Genomic DNA, 16,931 nt, shown 5'->3' with positions numbered 1-16,931 from the left:
CCTATAAGGGTATCAACTTATATTCCTTTGAGCAAATTACGTTTTGTATCCTATATATTATGGTTTTTTATTTTTATATTAATCTTATTTCTATTTACTCATAAAAAAGTAAAAAATTTTATTCAAATTACTAATGCTATAGATCTTGTTGCTAAGGAAAAATCTAATGAAAAACTTACTATAGAGGCAAAAAATACACTAGGCGAAACTGCTAAAAATATGAATATTATTATTGAACGATTAAATAATTCAGTAGATGAGCGTATAGCAGAACAATCTAAGAACGAATTAATCACAAATGTTTCTCATGACTTACGCACTCCTTTAACGTCAATCATTGGATATCTTGGAGTGATTGAAGAAGACCGTTATAGAGATGAAGTTCAATTACGGTATTATGTAAATATCGCCTATGAAAAATCTAAAAGATTAAATCTTTTAATCAATGACCTATTTGAACTTACCCGAATAGGAAATGGTGGCGTTAAAATTAGTAAAAATCCAATTAATATTGTGGAGTTATTAAATCAATTAATTATACAATTTCGTTTTCAACTTGAAAGTGCCAATATGGAAGAAAGATTATTTTTTTCAGAAGATAGACTTATAGTTCTTGGTGATGGCGATAAATTAGTGAGAGCATTTGAAAATCTAATTTCCAACGGTATAACTTATGGTAAACATAGCAAATATATTGATATTGTTACAAATAAAGAAGATAATACTGCGGTTATAAAAGTAATTAATTATGGTGATCCTATACCAGTACTTGATTTACCACATATTTTTGAACGTTTTTATAGAGTGGAAAAATCTAGATCAGAAGAAACTGGTGGATCAGGACTTGGTTTAGCTATAACAAAAAATATCGTCCAATTACATAATGGAGAAATAACTGCATATAGTGATGAAGAAAAAACCACATTTGAAGTAAAATTACCACTATTAGATTTGACAGATTAACTATAATAGATATAAAGTTTATACTTATTTGTTAACTAATGTAAAAAATCTTAAATATATTGAATAAATCACTATATTATTTAATATATTTTGTAGAATAAAGGATTTTCCTATTGATTAGTGGAATATATTACCCTTAACCATGTATAGAATCATAGGAGGATGATTAAAGTGAGTCTAGAACATCTTATTAACTTAATACTTCCTTATATTATTCATTTTTTAGAATTAATAGGAATTATTATAGTGGTAATTTCTGCACTTAAGGGATTTTATCAGTATATAAAAAGCTTATTTAATCCAAGTACTAATTTAATAAAAGTAGATTTTGCTGAAGCTTTAGCACTTGCTTTGGAATTTAAATTAGCAGGTGAGATATTAAAAACTGTACTTATAAGAACCCTTGATGAAATGTATATTTTAGCTGCAATAATTTTATTAAGAGCAATATTAACCTTTGTTATTCATTGGGAAATTAAGTTTGATAAAACTCATCATGCTGAACAATAAAATAATGAAGTTTAAAATATTTTTTTTAAAATTCTGTTAAAATTAAAAACCTATTAACCTTTAGAAAGTTAGTAGGTTTTTTGCTATTTTATCTATATAAATAAACCTGCTATCTTTTTTATATGAAAGATAACAGGTTCATAAAAGGATGGATTAATGGAAATAAAAATATATTTGTTAACATTGATTTTTATGACTCATAGCATATTTTGCTAAATTATTAGCTGTAAACTTACCACTATAAAGAGCACCTTGTATCCATGCATGGTTAGCAGAGGCATGTTCTCCTGCAAAAAATATTCTTCCATTATACTCTGGTTGTAAAATATTATAGGTAAATAATTGTTTCTGTCCTGGTGCATTTACAGCAAAGGCACCTCTAAAATATGGCTCTGTATTCCAGTCAATACTTTTATACTCTTTTACTATGTTATCTAAATAACCAGCAGGAAGTCCATGCACTTTTTCTACTTGTCTTTTAGTTAATTCAAATTTTGCTTCTTCTTTCATACCTCCTACACGAATAGAATCTAAAGATAAGCTATAAGAAGCTAATAATATTCCTGGTTCTTCTGGGCAATAAACCTGCCTAACTGCATGATCAGAAGGATAAACAATTGACTGAATTGCCTCATCAGTGTAAGATACTCCCCCTAATATACCACCATAATATTCGTCATCTTCCCAAAAGCGCCTTTTGCAGTAAAAAAATGTTTTAAGGGAGTTTTCATAAGTAAATTCTTTAATAGCTTGCATTTTTCTAGCGCTAAACACTGGAGCTACATCCACTTCCCTTAAAGTACTAAAAGGAATAGCACATATTACATAATCAAAAGTTTCCATATAGGTTCTATTATTATCCGTATTCCTATACTCAATAGATACTCTTTCATGTTTATTACTCGTTTTATATATTCCGGTTACTACACAACCTGATTTCCATTTACATGTTCCTAGCATATGTTGAGGTATATTTTCATATTCTGTTGGCTCTTCAGAAGTTAAGCTTCTATGGAATGCAAGTGGAAGGTTAACCATACCACCATCAATTTGATACAAATAGTTAAAAGTTACTGGGTAATTTTCCTGCATTAGCTCATTATAAGAAGCGTTAAAAAATGGTGATGTTAAAACATCAATTCCAGCTATTAACTCTATAGCACCTTGGCTTAATTTATTCTTTTGCAATACTTGACGTATACTAAGGTTATCTAGATATTCATATGGTAAGCTATATCTAGGAAGTATCCTTAAAATATCTGTTCTTTCTTTTGGGGTTAAATTATTCATAGAAGAAATCATTCCATAATTATGCAGCTCATCCCAAGGTGTATCTCTTTCCCATTTTCTTAAAGGAAATAAAGGATAGATATATTTCTCTATATTTTCACTAGTATTTCTTATCCTTCTGTTTCTAACAAGTAAAAATGTCATAGGATTATATTGAACAAAGGGATTAGTTCTTAAACTAAATAAGTTTATATAATGCCATGTAGTTTCATGAGATGCAGGTACTCTCATTGCTCCCAGTTCCCCATATAGTTTTTTAGATTTATCAAAATAATAGGTATAAATTCTTCCACCAATTCTATCTTTTAATGCTTCATAAATAGTTATATCTGCTCCCAATTTTCTTAATTCAAAAGCAGAACTTAATCCAGCAGCACCTCCACCTATAATTCCTATTTTCACCCCTTTTAAGGATAATGGTGGAGCATAGTTTGTAATATCAGGTGGAGGACTTAATAAGTTAATTACATTATAAAAATCTTCTGGTCTTCCCACTTCATTTAATGATTCTTTAACCATCTCATATCTTTGCTCATTTGTAGGATTGCTTGGATGTAATTTAAGCATTTCTACAGCCATTAATATTACCTCTTAAAATTTATTACATTAATATAATATTAATGAATTCTTAAAGTATTACTAAATATAGCAGAATAATTTAAAATTAAAAAATCGCGATGTTTAATCACGATTTTTTATTGAATAATTTTAATAATTTATAATGCTTTTTGATTCTACTCCAAGTTTTTAAAAAATATTATTTTTTCTCTTAATATATAATTTATTCTTTAACTTATTATTTAAAATATATTTTTTCTATTATCAGATTCTTATGACATAGTTTAATAACATATTGAATAGTTTTTAAAAATATTTTATAAAATTTTCTCTTAATTGCATATTTACTTACTAGAATTATGTATTTTAGGAGGAATGGCTATGTCATATACTAAAATTGATAATAAGGTTTTAAATTATAATATTTCTGATGGAGCTTTTAAACTTCACTTCTTACTTCAAAGTATGTGTTATGGAGACAAGCTTCAATGCTTCCCTTCTCAAAGCTATTTAGCTAATATTTTAAGAAAATCTATAAGAACTATTCAAAGATACTTAAATGAGTTGATAGCTGCAGGAATTATAAAAAAACAAAGAAGAGGAAGTACGTCAAATCTCTACACTATAACTTTAAAGGTAGATCCAATAGAACATCAAAAAAATTCACTTTTTAAAAAGAATAAAAATATTAAAAGTAAAAGCATCAAAACCAAGAAAGAGAGTATTTGGAGTAAGATACCTAGTAGAAATTATAATTTTGATTCTTTAGAAAAAATGCTTCTTGGAGAAATGGAATTTAATAACTCCAACTTATATAAATGATTTAATGTTTTTTCTATTTATATAAATTTTACATAGAAAAAGCTATTTTTTTAAACCTATTTTAAATAGGTCTTTTTGTATTTTTTGAAAACTACTTATTTAATAAAACTTTATTAAGATTTACTATCCCCTTGCAGTATATTTTTTTAAATCTATAAATTATCCTGCTTCTCCCTAAGATTCTTTATTTTAAGAAGAAATGAATATATTTTGTCGCATTAGATACGTCAAATATAATCTTCATTGTGACATTAAATACTTTTATTATAAGACACTAAGTAGCTAGGAATAATAAAAAGATAATAAGAAAAATTTAATAAGGAAAACTATAATAACCTATAGTATGTCATAATTCTGTAAATAAGTAAGTAAAGTCTTTATTTTTTTCCATAATTGGTTTATGATTAAAGGTAAATGTAAATAAATATAGTAGAGATATTAACAACTATTAACTATGTTTGTTTTAGACATCTTAAAAAAATAACGAGCCAGAATGTTAGCCTATTTTGTATCATACTACGTTGTCTGGTTCTGTCTATATTACTACTATAAACAGAACCTAACGGCTTCTCTGATATAAGACATATGAGATAAAATAGACTAACATCTTTACCTTGTTATTTTTTCAGATGCTTTAAATAATTTAGCAAGAGAGGTATGCATTATGTCAAACGAATTTAATTCATCTAACTTCATAAAGAACATAGTAATTGAAGATTTAAAAAGTGATAAGCATAAGGAAATAATAACTCGTTTTCCACCTGAACCAAACGGCTACCTACATATTGGTCATGCTAAATCAATAGTTTTAAACTTTGAACTAGCTGACGAATTTAAAGGAAAAACTAACTTAAGATTCGATGATACTAATCCTATAAAAGAAGATACTGAGTATGTAGAATCTATAAAGGAAGACGTTAAATGGTTAGGCTTTGACTGGGATAATCTTCATTTTGCTTCTGATTATTTTGAAGAAATGTATAATAGAGCAATTCTTTTAATTAAAAAAGGTAAAGCCTATGTTTGTGATTTAAATCCAGAGCAAATTAGAGAATATAGAGGTACACTAACAGAGCCTGGAAAAGATAGTCCTCACAGAAATAGAACTGTAGAAGAAAATCTAGACTTATTTGAGAAAATGAAAAGTGGAGAATTCAAAGACGGTGAAAAAGTATTAAGAGCTAAAATAGACATGTCTTCTCCAAATATCAATATGAGAGATCCAATTATCTATAGAATTTCTCACTCTACTCATCATAATACTGGCGATAAATGGTGTATTTATCCAATGTATGACTTTGCTCATCCACTTGAAGATGCTATTGAAGGTATAACTCATTCTATTTGTACTTTAGAATTTGAAGATCATAGACCACTTTATGATTGGTTTGTTAGAGAATGTGAAATGGAGTCTGTTCCTCAACAAATTGAGTTTGCAAGATTAAATATAACTAATACAGTTATGAGTAAAAGAAAACTTAAAATGTTAGTTGATGAACATGTAGTTGATGGCTGGGATGATCCAAGAATGCCAACAGTAGCTGGTTTAAGAAGAAGAGGATATACGCCTGAGGCTATAAGAAACTTCTGTAGAGCTATAAGTGTTGCTAAAGCTAATTCTACTGTAGATGCTCAAATGCTTGAGTACTTCATAAGAGAAGACTTAAACCCAAAAGCTCCAAGAGCTATGGCTGTATTAAGACCACTAAAATTAGTTATAACTAACTATCCAGAAAATGAAGTAGAGATGTTAGATATCGAAAATAATCCTGATGATGAAAATGCAGGAACTAGAAAAGTACCATTTTCAAGAGAGTTATACATAGAGCGTGAAGACTTCATGGAAGAGCCACCAAAAAAATACTTTAGGTTATTCCCTGGGAATGAAGTAAGATTAAAAGGTGCTTATTTCGTAAAATGTAATGAAGTTATCAAAGACGAAGATGGAAACGTTATAGAAATTCGCTGTACTTATGATCCAGAAACTAAAAGTGGTACTGGATTCACTGGAAGAAAAGTTAAAGGAACAATTCACTGGGTAGATGCTAAACACAGCATTCCAGCTGAGTTTAGATTATACGAACCATTAATACTTGATGATGAAGATGGAGAAGATAAACACTTCTTAGAGCAAATCAATCCAAATTCTTTAGAAATACTTAAAGGCTTCATTGAACCAAGTGTTAAGGGAACTAAACCTCAAGATAAATATCAATTATTTAGACATGGTTACTTTAATGTAGATTCTAAATATTCTACAGAAGATGAAATAGTGTTTAATAGAATTGTTTCATTAAAAAGTTCATTTAAATTAAAATAATAAGAAAGGCAGTAGAAAATTATTTTCTACTGCTTTTCTTATTTAACTAAAGCTCTAAAAATTTATTGAATCTACTTCTAACTAAATCTTCACCCATGATTTGCATTATAGTATATAAATCAGGTGTATTAGCTCTATGAGTTAAAGCTGCTCTAACTACTCCTGCTACATCTGAAACCATACCTTTATAAGCTTCTGGTTCTTTCTTAAAGCTCTTTCTATCTGTAGCATAACCTAATTCTACAGCTACAGCTTTAAGTTCTTCAAACCAAGTATCTTTATCTGTTTTGAAATTATAAGCTTTACTATAGGCTTCTATAACTCTTTTAGCTTCTTCCAGCTCAACATTCTTTGGAAGCTCTATATTTTCTGTACCATCTTCTTCGAATAATTTATCAAAGAAGAAGAAAATTTTCTCTCTTACATCTTTCCATTTTGCAAAGTCTTTTCTTGGTTTTGGCCCTTCTTTATCTATGTTAAAGATTTCTTTAGCCATTTCCTCATTACTAATCACTAAATCATACATTTCTTTATCATATTCTTTAGCCCAATTTATGTAGTAATCATATACTACAGGTGCTTTTAATCTGCAAATAACATTTTTACTTACATCATTTAATTTTATAATATCAAACAGTGCACCACTTTTGCTCATTTTTTCTAATTCTACTGGGAACTCTTTATAATCTGCAAAAGGATTTTCTTCTCTCCATACTTCAAAGTTTGAATTAATGATGTTTAATAGATATTCAACTACTGAAACCATTGGATATCCTTCTTCAGTATAATAACTAACAGCACTTTCTGGATCTTTTCTCTTACTTAATTTTCTCTTAGAGTTTCCATCAAGTTTCATTATAGTTGGTGTATGACAATATTTAGGTTTATCAAATCCAATAATATCAAATAACTGAATATGTACTGGAAGTGATGATAACCATTCTTCTCCTCTAATAGCATGAGTAGTTCTCATTAATCCATCATCTACAGCATGAGCAAAATGATAAGTTGGAAGTCCATCAGATTTTATTATAACTATATCTTGATCATTTTCTGGGAAAGATATATTACCTTTAATTAAATCTTGAATTTCCACTCTATTTTCAATATTTCCTGGAGATTTTAATCTTAAAATAAATTTTTCTCCCTTTTCAATGTTTTCTTTAATTTCTTCAAAGCTTAAATTTCTACATTTTGCCCATTTTCCATAATATCCTGGGTTAGCTTTGATAGATGTTTGTTCTTCTCTTATAGCATTAATTTCTTCTTCTGAACAGAAACATGGATAAGCATAGCCTCTTTTAACTAAATCCTTAGCAAAAGTTTTATATATTTCCCCTCTTAAACTTTGTTTATAAGGGCCGTAGTTTCCTATCTCATTAGTTTGATCAATCATCCCTTCATTAAAATTAAGACCAAAACTTTTCATAGTTGAAATGGTATCAACAATAGCACCTTCTACTTCTCTCTTTTGATCAGTATCTTCAATTCTTAAGAAAAAAACCCCTTCACTTTGACTTGCTATTCTCTCATCAATAAGTGCTGAGAATACTCCTCCTATGTGTTGGAAACCTGTTGGACTAGGTGCATATCTTGTAACACATGCACCCTCTTTTAGGTTTCTAGCTGGATACTTTTCAATATAATATTGTGGTGTTTTATCAATAGTAGGAAAAAGAAGTTCTGCTAAATTTTCATAATTCATATTATTCACCTTATCTTTCTATATATTTAATTTAAACTTAATAATTTTAAAATTATATAATTCATAGCTTTTTCAATTCACAATTATGAATATAATAAAAAAGTCTTTCATCCTAAAACTTAGGACGAAAGACATACTTCCGTGGTACCACCTATATTGGTTAATTTATTAATACAATTAACCCACTCATTTCTCTTTAAGGGAAGAATCCCATTAGTTTACTCCAAAAATTTCTTTCAACTAATAGCTCCAGAGCTTCCTTCCATAGCTTGATTTACCAAGCTTCCACCATCCTTGGCTCTCTTTAAAATCTGCACCTATGTACTCTTCTCCTTCAACGCAAAACTATTTAATTTTACTATAAGACATCTTTTAAAATAGCTAGTTAGACGCCTTGTTTAATTATATCTTTGAAAATTATTTTTGTAAACCTATATTTGTTAGTATTCCCCTACTTTTAGTATTAAGTCAGTATTTTTTAATATAGTTATTTTATTTCTACATAAAAAACTTCATCATATAAAACCTTATAATAATCTGTCTTTTTCTCTCCTTCTTCACCAGATATAACATAAGGCGTTATTTTAAGCCTTTTTATATTATCATCTAAAGTTTCAAACCTCAAATGACTATTTTCAGCTGCAGTTGTCCCAGATATAAATTTAAATTCATTACCACTTTCATCTTCCACCTTGAACTGTACATCATATTTAAAGGTTACATCATTTTTATTCTCTTTTATCATCTTATAATCTAGCTTTGTTGATATTGGGGTAATTATTAAATCTTCTACTTTTATTTCTTGTCCATTATCCAATTTAAATTCTTTATTTATTGCTATAGTTTTCATGTCTGATATAAGTTTTTCTGGAGAAGAACTAATTTCAAAGCTCCACTTTCCAGGTAAGTGTTTATACTTGCCTAGCATTGTGTTAACCCGAATATTTTCATAAACTATTTTTATATCAAGATTATCTTTCATATCTATATTTCCTAAATTTATATTTGAAAACATATTATAAGTATTATCATCAATCTTCTTATTAGAACCACATCCATTTTTACTAACTTCACTTCCATTGATATAAACTGTTGGTGATGCGTATAGATCATCTATATTTACTTTATTTGATTTAAATGTACTGCTAATTATAAGTTGTCCTGCATCTAATACTACCTCATTAAGCTTTACCGTAATTTCACTATCTACTTCTGTTTCATGTACAATTGTTTTATAATCTTCTAAAGATTTTCCTTTAGAATTTACATACTCTTCTATGACACTTCCTATTAGGGGTATATCCGCTAAAACACTAATATTACTTACAATCCCAATATAGCCAAGTCCTAGGGCTATAACAATAACGGCTATTTTCTTCTTACTGTTTTTATTTTTAATCTTAGGCTTTAATCTTTTCTTTATTTGTTTTTTTTCTATATCATTTAGCTCACATACTTCATATTCATTTAAATCTACAACCATATCATTCATCATTTCAAATTTATCTTTCATATTCTCACCTCATAAAATTTATTCAATTTCACTACCTAGATTAATATCTTTAAGCTTCTTTCTTCCCCTTGACAGTCTATTATATATAGAAGATTTCTTAATCCCCTTCTCTCTAGCTATATCCTCTATTTCTTTATCTTCAATATAATAACTAATGAAAAGCTCCTTATCTTCTTTTTTTAAATTATTAAGTAAGATATCAACTTCATAACTAAGTTCCTTCGCCATAAGGTAACCATCTGCAGTTAAGGGGCTTTTTAAAGCCACGTCCTCGATATTTTCCTCTTGTAAAAGTTTTAAATATTTTCTTTTATAATCTATAGATTTATACCTTGATATAACTGCAATCCAATTTTTAAGAGAGTTTTTTTCACCTGAAAACTGATCTATATTATTCCAAACTGCAAGAAATACATCATCTATGCACTCTTCTTGCACCTGTTCCAAATTATATAGATGTTTTTTTACTATAGCTTTTACAATACCACCATAGCTATCTATAACATAATGCAGCGCTTTTTCATTTTTACCTCTCAAATGTCTTACAACATTTTCATCGTTTATTCTCATATATATCCTCCTTAATAAGAGCTCTTATACTTATAATGTCGTTTCTTCTAAAGGTTTTCTATCAATAATAAAATTTTTTATAATTATTCTTTTAAATTTGCTAAAGATTTTTCATTGGAACATAATCATATAAAAAGATAAAAACATAAAGAAGGAATTTGCCATATTCAACACATTAATGATATACACATCAAATTGAAAAAATAGATGAATAGAATTAGTGCTATAATTACTATATAGACGAGCTATGATTTAATACACAGTTATAAAATAAAACAAATTAATAATTTTATGATATGGAGTAAAATATGAAAATATATATTGTTGGTTCAGTTTCCAGTGGTAAATCCACACTTGCAAAAAAATTATCTGAAACATTAGAAATTCCTTACCACTCACTTGATGAAATTGTACATATACCTGATAAATCAGCTCCTTGGTGTAATCGTAAAAGAGAAGTTGAAGAACGAGATAATCTTTTTTATTCAGTAATAAAACAAAGAGATTGGATTATTGAAGATGTATGCAGGCCATGTTTTAAAGATGGCTTAAAAGCAGCTGATATAATTGTTCTACTTGAAATTTCTAAAAAAATTAGGAATTATAGAATAATCAAACGTTGGATAAAGCAGCGACTTGGAATTGAAAAATGTATTTATACTCCAAGCTTTGAAATGCTTAAATCTATGTTAAAGTGGGCAAAAAATTATGACTTAGGAAAAGACAAATTAAAAGATAGAATTTCTATATACAAAGAAAAACTTATTATTTTAAGAAACAAAAGAGATATTAATAATTTTATTAAAACATGTATTACTTTAATAAAATAGTCAAAGCTTTTGTACAGATTGTTCTAAAAATACATTAAGGAAAGTAGCCAAACTTCCTTAAAAATTATAAAATATATTTTAAATCTTTTATAAAAGCATATATACATGCAAAACTTAACGCAATAAAAAATTATATTGTGAATAATTATTCTATTTGCTTTTTGATCTCTAGAATCTTTACATTTAAAATAAATTAAAACTAAAAATACTAGTGCTATCCCAGATATAATAACTCTAAATACATCAAGAAATAGTCTTATACTTTCAACTGTAATAAAAAAGTTAAAATAAAAACAAATGTATATAATATATAAAGTGCTTTTTTATCTAAAATATCTTCTTGTAATTCATGTAAGAATTTATTATTCATAATAAACTAATCCTCTCAGATTTATATAACTCCTAAGCTATAAAGCCACCTAGATATTTTTTAAAATTTATTCATTTTATTTATCATTAGTAAACAAACTTTAAATTAAAAGTCACAATAATATTATTAAAACAATATCAACCCTTTACTATATATGTATTATACCATTTTTACCTTAAGATACAAATAATGTAAAGCCATATAATACCTATTACAAAACTTATTTTAAAATATACTTACTTTATTAAGTTATAGGAATTTTTAATACCACTATGTACACTGTTTCACTTATCTTACCATCATTATTAATAATAATTAAAATCCCCCTATGTAAAAAACACAAGGAGATTTCTCTAAATAAATTTATTTCACAATATTTTTTATAGCTTCTTCTGCATATTTAGTGGTTACTATTTTATCATATGGTGCTCTTTTATCAAGCTCTCCTGCAAGTTCTATTACGTCCATTAATCTATTTAAACTTTCTTCTTTTAGTATTGGATTTTCGCACCAAGCATCTATTTTCTTGTATCTTTCAATTACTACTATTAAATCTTCCATCTTAATATCAGTAAAGAATGGCTGTATGGATTTAGCTATATCTTCAGAACTGTGATTTTGAACATATAACTGTCCTTTATATAAAGCATTTGTGAACTTTTGAATTATTTCAGGATTCTTTTCCATATATGTGTTAGTCACAGAATATGCTGTAAATGGAATTTCTCCTGATAATTCTCCTACAGATGCTACTATATAACCTTTATCTTGTTTTTCCATGGCTGTAGCTAATGGCTCAAATAAGGTTACATACTCTGCTTCTCCTGCGCTAAATGCTCCCCCCATTACATTGAATTGTATATCTGTTCTTACATTCACTTCTCCCGCTTTAACATTTTCACCTATAGTTAACCCTGCATTCTTTATTGCATATTCTAAGCTCATTTCAGGCATGCCGCCTTTTCTTCCTCCAAGTAGTTCTTTTCCTTTTAAATCATCCATTTTAAAATTCTCATGGGCTTCCCTAGCAACTAAAAAACTTCCGTCTCTTTTAGTAACTTGAGCAAAGTTTATAGCATAGTTTTTACTTCCTTGATTATGAACATAAATTGAAGCCTCTGGTCCCATAAGTCCTATTTGCACTTCCTCTGAAACAAGGGCAGCCATAGTTTTATCTGCTCCTTGAGCTGCTATAAGCTCTACATCTAACCCTTCTTCTTTAAAGAATCCTTCATTAATGGCTACATATTGCGGAGCATAGAATATAGAGTGAGTAACTTCTGCAACTTTTATCTTAACCAAATCATCTTTTTTAGAACAGCCACCTAAAATTACTACAGCTATTGATAGACAAGCTAAAATTGATGCTATTTTTTTTATTTTGCTCATAAATTCACCACCACAATAAAGTTTTTATATAAGAAATATCTTATTATTTATTTTTTGTATTCCTAAGTTTAAGAATTACCTCAATTTCTTTTTTCCCTATAAAGCTTTTCTATCACATTAACAATTTGATACATAACTAATGCACAAATTGCTAAAACAACAACGCCCATCATAACTAAATCTAATTTAAACACTTGTCCACCGTATACTATTAAATAACCTATACCATATCTAGATACTAAAAATTCACCAACAATAACTCCTACCCAAGACATACCTATATTTATTTTTACTATATTTATGATATTACCTATATTTGAAGGAAGTATAAATTTTCTTAGGATTTGTCCTTTAGTAGCTCCAAAGCTTTGCAGCATTTTAATTTTTTCTTCATCTGCATTTATAAAATAGTTGTATGCAGATAAAATTGTTGTAACTACTGATATTGTTATTGCTATTACAACTATTCCCTTAATTCCTGCTCCTGCCCAAACAATAAGAATTGGAGCTAGTGCAGTTTTAGGTAGAGCATTTAAAACAACCAAATAAGGATCTAGAATCTTAGAAGCAGTTTTAGACCACCAAAGCATTATAGCTATTAAAATTCCTAAAATCGTTCCTATAGTAAATCCTAATACAGTTTCCCATACAGATATGCCTATATGTTTAAATAGTTCTCCATTACTCATATAGTCCATGAATAATACATGTATATCTGATGGCTTACTAAATAGAAAGGTATCTATAACATTAACTCTTGCCAAAATTTCCCATAGAGCTAAAAGTAATACAAGAATAAATATTTGCCAAAATAAAATCATTCGTTTTTCTCTTTTTCTTTTCCTTAAAAAATTTTCATATGGGGTTAAAGAATTATTTTTCATAGATATCTAACTCCTTCCATAAAAGATTAAAATAATCCTTAAATTCTGGCGCCTTCCGTGCAGATAAAGGAGTTTTTTCTTCCTCAATTGTAAGTTTAATATCATATATGCCTTTTATGGTTGATGGTCTTTTCGATAAAACCACCACAAAATCAGCCATTGATATAGCTTCAGATATATCATGAGTAACAAGTATAGTGGTTTTTTTCTCACTTTTTATAATCTTATAAATATCGTCACTAACTAAAAGTCTAGTTTGGTAATCTAATGCTGAAAAAGCTTCATCTAAAAGTAAAATATCTGGATCAACAGAAAGAGTTCTAATCAATGCAACTCTTTGCCTCATTCCACCGGATAGCTCTTTTGGATACCTATTTCTAAAATCCCAAAGTCCATAAACTTTTAAAAGATTTTCTATTTTTTTTCTAGCTTCATCATTGAGTTTTTTTTGTATTTCAAGACCAATAGTTATATTGTCCATTATAGTTCTCCACTCTAAAAGATGATCTCTTTGAAACATATAACCAATCTTACCATTGATCTGAACCTCACCAGAAGTTGGCTTTAAAAGATTGCTCAAAATATTTAGCATTGTAGATTTACCACAACCAGAAGGACCTAAAAGCGCTAAAATTTTCCCCTCTTCTACAGAAAAATTTAAATCCTTAAGAACTTGAAGTTCTCCTTCTAAAGTATAAAAGCTCATGTTAACATTATTAACTTTTACAATAGCCGACATTAACCCACCTCCCAATACAATACTTGGGCAAATAAATAAAATTTATATAATTATCCTTATACTATATTATTAAAAATGACATAATTTGCTCTAACATAATATGAAATATTTACTATGTTCTTTATATAATATAAGTAAGGTAGTATTTTATAGGAGAAGATAATGAAAGATACACTAAAAAACTTATTACGTAGACCTTATCGTCTAATTAAGTATAAAGTAACAGCACTAAACGATGCCTTTAGAAAGGATCCAAATTATATATCTACAGCTACAGATTTTGTAAATAAAAACAATTTTGCTAGCAGCACTAATTATTTCATTTGGGTGGATACTAAAAATTTTAAAGTAAATATATTTCAAGGTTCAAAAAATAATTGGAAACTTATCAAAAGTTACTTATGCTCAATTGGGAAGCCATCTACCCCTACTCCTAAAGGAAATTTCACTGTTGGAATTAAAGGACTCTCTTTTGGTGCTAACCATGGATATATAGCTAGGTATTACACCCAAATAAAAGGTAACTATCTCTTTCACTCAATTATATATAACCTTGATGGTTCTATAAGAGATGGAAGACTGGGAATGGCTATTTCTAATGGATGTGTCCGCCTAGCTCTAGAAAATGCTAAGTGGATATATGATAATATACCAAAGGGCACAGCTATTCATATATCCTAATCTCTATTAAATACGATTATAAGAAAAAAGATGCATGTATAACGTAATATACATGCATCTTTTAATTTATATAAATGCTATTTAAATTTTAAACTTCTATTTAATATGTGGATAAAAATTGACTATAGATGTTTATCTCCTTCTTGCCAATCTACTGGACAAAGTCCTCCTGATTTAAGTGCTTTTAATACTCTTAATGTTTCATCAACACTTCTACCAACATTTAAGTCATGTACAACTGAATACTTAACTTCTCCACTTGGATCAATTATAAATAATCCCCTTAAAGAAATTCCTTGTTCTTCAACAAGTGTACCATATTCTTTTGAAACTTGTTTTGTTATATCTGAAGCCATAGGAAAATTAATTTCTCCAAGACCATTTTTTATCCATGCTTGATGTGAATATTCTGAGTCAACGCTTACTGATAATAACTCTGCACCCATTGCTCTGAATTCATCAGCTCTTTTACTGAATCCTGTAATTTCTGTTGGACATACAAAAGTAAAATCTAATGGATAAAAAAACATAACTAGCCATTTACCATTGTAATCTGATAACTTTATCTCCTTAAAATCACTTCCATCACCAGTAACTGAATTCATCTTAAAATCTGGTGCTTTTCTACCTACTAATCTTTCCATACATTTTTCCTCCTTAAATTCTAATTACCTTATTTTTTCTCATTTTGTGTTTTATATACCCTTTATGATTTCATTATATACTATATGAAAACAATTATCAATATCAAATAACAATTATTATTAATTTAAATAATTAATTCTTATACTATATACTTTGAAAATATTTACTTTATAATTTACATATATTAGAATTTAGTTATACACGTATTGGAATTTATGACCATAAATAAACTATCTTAAAAATGAGAATCAATTTTAAATTTCTCAGCTTCTGCTGAGAAATATCCATAATTGTGAATTGTGCACTGTGAATTAAGTAATCTAAAATATCTATATTAAAACCTGTAAAATACAGTTTAAAGGAGGTTCCATTATGTTTAATAGATTTCAATTAAAACTTTTAATGCTTTTTTTTATGTTACTTGACCATATAGCAAGTTTCATACCTAATACCCCTTTATGGTTTCACTACATAGGAAGATTAGTAGCACCTACATTTTTCTTTTTATTAATAGATGGGTATTTTCATACAAGAAGCAAATACAATTATGCAAAAAGACTTTTTGTTGCATCTGGAATAATGGCATCTGGTAATATATTAATAACCACTATCTTTCCTTCTGGAATAACTAGTGGAAACGTAAATATATATTTAGTTGGTATTGTAATTACAGCTACAGTACTACTGTCAACTTATATTGCATATAAGACCCCTTCTGAAAACATGTTTAGAATAATTTTCTGTGGAGTTATAATTCTCTTAGCTCCTATAATATTTTCTATTATCTTCACTGATATTAGAGGGGTTAAAAATAATATCTTCTTATCCATGGCATTTTCTGTAGTATTATTAAATTTTATTGAAATACGTGATAAAGAAACTAATAAACCTTTAACTTCTTTATCCATAATGATAATACTATTTTTATCATTATTTACGGAAGGTTCTATTTTAGGTCCTATACTTACCTTTATTTTCTATTATTTTAGAGATAAAAAGCTTTCTTTAGTTTTATTTTATTCTATATTTTCATTATTATTTATGGGCAGCGATTTTAGCTATAATGGATTATTCGTAGAAAACATACAATGGATGATGATATTTTCTATACCATTCTTCTTTTCCTATAATGGAAAGAAAGG

The 16,931-nt window shown here is 28.0% G+C and carries 15 protein-coding genes, 1 pseudogene and 1 other annotated feature; of the genes and pseudogenes, 8 read left to right on the top strand and 8 right to left on the bottom strand.

The window, feature by feature from the left end; genetic code table 11:
- The first annotated feature begins 27 nt into the window (after positions 1 to 27).
- Entirely contained in the window at positions 28 to 963 is a 936-nt protein-coding gene (locus ACY1IQ_RS04640; protein WP_461612864.1) for a sensor histidine kinase, read from the top strand.
- 171 nt (positions 964 to 1,134) lie between these two features.
- Positions 1,135 to 1,473 (top strand): DUF1622 domain-containing protein, encoded by a 339-nt coding sequence (locus ACY1IQ_RS04635; protein ID WP_454055106.1) that lies wholly within the window; start codon positions 1,135 to 1,137, stop codon positions 1,471 to 1,473.
- A 177-nt stretch (positions 1,474 to 1,650) separates the two neighbouring features.
- On the opposite strand, the gene ACY1IQ_RS04630 is transcribed toward ACY1IQ_RS04635, so the two are convergent.
- Positions 1,651 to 3,342 carry a flavin monoamine oxidase family protein gene (locus ACY1IQ_RS04630; RefSeq protein ID WP_461612863.1) on the bottom strand — a complete coding sequence of 564 codons (1,692 nt, stop codon included), beginning with the start codon at positions 3,340 to 3,342 and terminating at the stop codon, positions 1,651 to 1,653.
- Between the two features lie 360 nt (positions 3,343 to 3,702).
- Between ACY1IQ_RS04630 and ACY1IQ_RS04625 the strand changes: the two genes are divergently transcribed.
- Both ACY1IQ_RS04625 and ACY1IQ_RS04620 read left to right on the top strand, forming a co-directional pair.
- The gene (locus ACY1IQ_RS04625; protein ID WP_461612862.1) at positions 3,703 to 4,143 is read left to right on the top strand and encodes a helix-turn-helix domain-containing protein; all 441 of its coding nucleotides are present in this window, start codon (positions 3,703 to 3,705) and stop codon (positions 4,141 to 4,143) included.
- Between the two features lie 664 nt (positions 4,144 to 4,807).
- Entirely contained in the window at positions 4,808 to 6,463 is a 1,656-nt protein-coding gene (locus tag ACY1IQ_RS04620) for a glutamine--tRNA ligase/YqeY domain fusion protein (protein ID WP_461612861.1), read from the top strand.
- Between the two features lie 46 nt (positions 6,464 to 6,509).
- Here the strand turns inward: ACY1IQ_RS04620 and gltX are convergent, their stop codons facing one another.
- The 3 genes from gltX to ACY1IQ_RS04605 all read right to left on the bottom strand — a co-directional run bounded on the left by gltX (position 6,510) and on the right by ACY1IQ_RS04605 (position 10,251).
- Positions 6,510 to 8,168 (bottom strand): glutamate--tRNA ligase, encoded by a 1,659-nt coding sequence (gene gltX / locus ACY1IQ_RS04615; protein ID WP_461612860.1) that lies wholly within the window; start codon positions 8,166 to 8,168, stop codon positions 6,510 to 6,512.
- A gap of 117 nt (positions 8,169 to 8,285) precedes the next feature.
- Positions 8,286 to 8,515 (bottom strand) — a binding site (T-box leader).
- Positions 8,516 to 8,655: 140 nt separating this feature from the next.
- Positions 8,656 to 9,681 (bottom strand): DUF4179 domain-containing protein, encoded by a 1,026-nt coding sequence (locus ACY1IQ_RS04610; protein ID WP_461612859.1) that lies wholly within the window; start codon positions 9,679 to 9,681, stop codon positions 8,656 to 8,658.
- An 18-nt stretch (positions 9,682 to 9,699) separates the two neighbouring features.
- Positions 9,700 to 10,251, bottom strand: a complete 552-nt coding sequence (locus tag ACY1IQ_RS04605) for a sigma-70 family RNA polymerase sigma factor (protein ID WP_461612858.1) — start codon at positions 10,249 to 10,251, stop codon at positions 9,700 to 9,702.
- A 63-nt stretch (positions 10,252 to 10,314) separates the two neighbouring features.
- Here ACY1IQ_RS04605 and ACY1IQ_RS04600 point away from each other — a divergent pair.
- Both ACY1IQ_RS04600 and ACY1IQ_RS04595 read left to right on the top strand, forming a co-directional pair.
- Positions 10,315 to 10,455: pseudogene (locus ACY1IQ_RS04600) on the top strand (IS1595 family transposase); the annotation flags it as partial.
- 104 nt (positions 10,456 to 10,559) lie between these two features.
- Positions 10,560 to 11,081 carry a P-loop NTPase family protein gene (locus ACY1IQ_RS04595; protein WP_461612857.1) on the top strand — a complete coding sequence of 174 codons (522 nt, stop codon included), beginning with the start codon at positions 10,560 to 10,562 and terminating at the stop codon, positions 11,079 to 11,081.
- 733 nt (positions 11,082 to 11,814) lie between these two features.
- On the opposite strand, the gene ACY1IQ_RS04590 is transcribed toward ACY1IQ_RS04595, so the two are convergent.
- From ACY1IQ_RS04590 to ACY1IQ_RS04580, 3 genes are all read right to left on the bottom strand, one after another.
- Positions 11,815 to 12,840, bottom strand: a complete 1,026-nt coding sequence (locus tag ACY1IQ_RS04590) for an ABC transporter substrate-binding protein (protein WP_461612856.1) — start codon at positions 12,838 to 12,840, stop codon at positions 11,815 to 11,817.
- Between the two features lie 80 nt (positions 12,841 to 12,920).
- Complete coding sequence (locus ACY1IQ_RS04585) at positions 12,921 to 13,724, bottom strand: ABC transporter permease (protein ID WP_461612855.1); 804 nt, start codon at positions 13,722 to 13,724, stop codon at positions 12,921 to 12,923.
- Positions 13,714 to 14,463 carry an ABC transporter ATP-binding protein gene (locus ACY1IQ_RS04580; protein ID WP_461612854.1) on the bottom strand — a complete coding sequence of 250 codons (750 nt, stop codon included), beginning with the start codon at positions 14,461 to 14,463 and terminating at the stop codon, positions 13,714 to 13,716. Before ACY1IQ_RS04580 ends, ACY1IQ_RS04585 begins: the two co-directional genes overlap by 11 nt.
- 162 nt (positions 14,464 to 14,625) lie before the next feature.
- Here ACY1IQ_RS04580 and ACY1IQ_RS04575 point away from each other — a divergent pair, with 162 nt between their 5' ends.
- Positions 14,626 to 15,144, top strand: a complete 519-nt coding sequence (locus tag ACY1IQ_RS04575; RefSeq protein ID WP_461612853.1) for a L,D-transpeptidase — start codon at positions 14,626 to 14,628, stop codon at positions 15,142 to 15,144.
- Positions 15,145 to 15,266: 122 nt separating this feature from the next.
- On the opposite strand, the gene ACY1IQ_RS04570 is transcribed toward ACY1IQ_RS04575, so the two are convergent.
- A complete protein-coding gene (locus ACY1IQ_RS04570; protein ID WP_039635833.1) occupies positions 15,267 to 15,788 on the bottom strand; it encodes a peroxiredoxin in 522 nt (173 codons plus the stop codon).
- Positions 15,789 to 16,161: 373 nt separating this feature from the next.
- On the opposite strand from ACY1IQ_RS04570, the gene ACY1IQ_RS04565 reads away from it, so the two are divergent.
- Positions 16,162 to 16,931, top strand: a 770-nt coding sequence (locus tag ACY1IQ_RS04565) for a TraX family protein (protein ID WP_461612852.1), incomplete at its 3' end; no start/stop codon positions are given.

It is taken from the genome of Clostridium sp. Marseille-QA1073, assembly GCF_054863625.1.
This window is presented reverse-complemented; position numbering and strand designations above follow the sequence as displayed.